Below are 2,523 nucleotides of genomic sequence, written 5' to 3'. Positions count from 1 at the left end.
GGTGGTGTCGTAGGAGCGTTCCCCGACGATGTTGATGATCTCGACGGTCTTGTTCTGGTTGCCCTGCCGGATGATCCGGCCCTCGCGTTGTTCGAGGTCCGCGGGCCGCCAGGGGCAGTCGACGTGGAAAAGCGCGGTCGCGCGTTTCTGCACGTTCATGCCGGTGCCCATCGTCTCCGACGAACCGATGAGCACTTTCACCTCACCGCGCCGGCAGGCGGCGAACAACTCCCGCTTGTCCTTCGGCTTGGGATAGTCCTGGATGAATTGGACCGCCCCGGGGGACATGCCGCGGGCGACCAGGTCGGCGCGGATGATGTCGTAGAGGGTGTCGCCCTGGCCGGGCTTGGGGGTGCCGCGGTCGAGGAACACGATCTGCAGCCCGCCGGTGCGCGGTTCCGGGTTGCCGGCGTCGTCGTAGTAGACGGTCTCCGCGGTGCGTTGCTCGATCTCCCAGAGCTTGTTCACCAGCAGGTCCACCCGGCCTTCGCCCGGTGGTGGGGCGTCGAGGCCGCCGAGGCGGGGGTCGAGGGTGACGTTGGCGCCGTCGCTGCCGATTTTGAGTGGGTTGTCGATGTGCGCGGTCTTGCCGGTGCACATCTGCATCCGCTCGTCCAGGTCGATCATGAAGTCTCGGACCTGTTGCGGCATCTCGAAGGTCAGGTTCTGGCGGCCGCCGCCGGCGATCTCGGGAAGGGTCGCGGGGACCTGCTCGCGGATGACGACGTCGGTGAACTGGGCGTTCATCGACATCAGTGCGGGCAGGTTGACGAACTTGCCGATCCTCGACACCGACCGCAGTTCGCTGCCGGTGACGTTCATTTCGACCGATTGGCGCATCGCGGCGAAGTTCGCCGCCCAGGCGTCGATGTTCTCCATGCCGGCGGCTTCGAGCAGGTCCGGGCGCAGGTACTTCGTCATCACCCACAGCTCGGACATGCTGTTGGCGACTGGGGTGCCGGTGGCGAAGGTGACGACCTTCTCCGGAACGGGTTTGCGGCCCTCGACGGCGGCCCGCTGGCGGTACTTACGCCGCAGGTAGGACAGTTTCATGTCCAGGTCGGTGGCCCTGCTCGATCCTTCCCGCAGCGCCAGGTCGGCGTTGTTGGACTGGCGGGAGAGGTTCTTCCACATGTGCGCTTCGTCGAGAAACAGGTAGTCACAGCCGGTTTGCTCGAAGGAGAACCCGACGTCCTTGGAGTCGGCGTTGATCTTCTTCTCGAGCTTCTCCTGCCACCGCTTCTTGGCCTTCTCGATCTCCTTGATCGTGTTCTGTCCGGTGGCCGCTTCCCGGGCTTGTTCGAGCTTGGTGATCTCGTCGGCGATGTAGGCGGCCTGGGTGTCGACCCCGCACTGCATCTTGGTGAAGGCCGGCTCGGGGACGATCACCAGATCCCAGTCCTGGGAGGCCGATTGCGCCATGAACAGTTGCCGGTCGGCGCGGGATGTGAAGTCGTCGCCGACCAGTACCCGGGCACCGGGGTAGGCGTCGGCGACCTCACGGCCCCACTGGTCGATGAGATGGTTCGGGACCACCACCCAGGGCTGTTTGATCTGCCCGAGGCGGCGCATCTCCATCGCGCACATCGTGATCGACCAGGTCTTGCCGGTGCCGACGGTGTGGTCGAGCAGCACCGACGGTTCGTTGATCTGCCGCACCGCGACTGCGGCCTGGTGCGGATGCGGTGCGATCCGCAGTCCGGGGAAGGTGCGGCCCTCCCCGTTGTAGCGGGGGTCGACGAAGGAGTTGAACCTGTCGTTGAACACCCGGGTCAGCTCGGCGGTGCGGGCCGGGTCGGCGAACAGCCAGTCCCCGAACGCCGTTTCGAGCATCTCGGCCCGCTGTTGCAGTTCCTCGGTGAGCTCTTCGTGGAACCGCGGCTTGGGGGAGTGCTCGAGTTCCGCTTCGGTCTTCAGCACCCGGATGGGCTGGTTGTTGGCGATCTTCTCCAGCAAGGACAACCCGTCGACGCCGCGCCGGTCCCCGGCGGTTTCGTACGGCAGACCGTAGGGGTCGGTGTACTGGTCCCCGGCGATCGCGAAGTCCCAGGACGCGGTGACGGGGGAGTACTCGACCGCGATGCGGGCGTCCGGGTGCACCGAGAACGCTTCCCGGATGAACTGCGCGTACATCGGGGTCGGCACCCAGTTCGCGCCGGGGCGGACGGTGATGTTGGTCGGATCCAGATCCGCCGGGATCACCTGCCGTAGTGCATCGACCGCGCCGGCGTAGAGCTGCGGGTCCTGCCTGGCGGCGGCTTCGGTGGCCGCCAACTTCTCCCGCACGTTTCCGGACAGGAACCTCGGTGCCGGGATCAGCTCGGTCGGGTCCTCCGGGTTGGGGAAGACCAGCCCGTCGAGTTGGTACCGGGCGGCGTCGATGTCGATGCCCACCAGCCCGGCGATCCGGTCGAGGTCGACCTGCCCGGTTTCGTCCAAGCTGACTGCGAGCGCTTCGGCGACGTCCTGGGCGGACTGCGCCCGCTGCGGCGGGGTGATGACGTCCTCGGTGAAGATCTTCGA

1 protein-coding gene is annotated in these 2,523 nt (G+C 66.5%); it reads right to left on the bottom strand.

Annotation, left to right across the window (positions count from 1 at the left end; all coding sequences use genetic code 11):
* The coding region (locus WAW17_RS32730) for a helicase-related protein (RefSeq protein ID WP_422336984.1) at nt 1-2,523 on the bottom strand (2,523 nt) is incomplete at both ends.

It is taken from the genome of Rhodococcus sp. (in: high G+C Gram-positive bacteria), assembly GCF_049286785.1.
Lineage (GTDB): Bacteria > Actinomycetota > Actinomycetes > Mycobacteriales > Mycobacteriaceae > Rhodococcus_F.
This window is presented reverse-complemented; position numbering and strand designations above follow the sequence as displayed.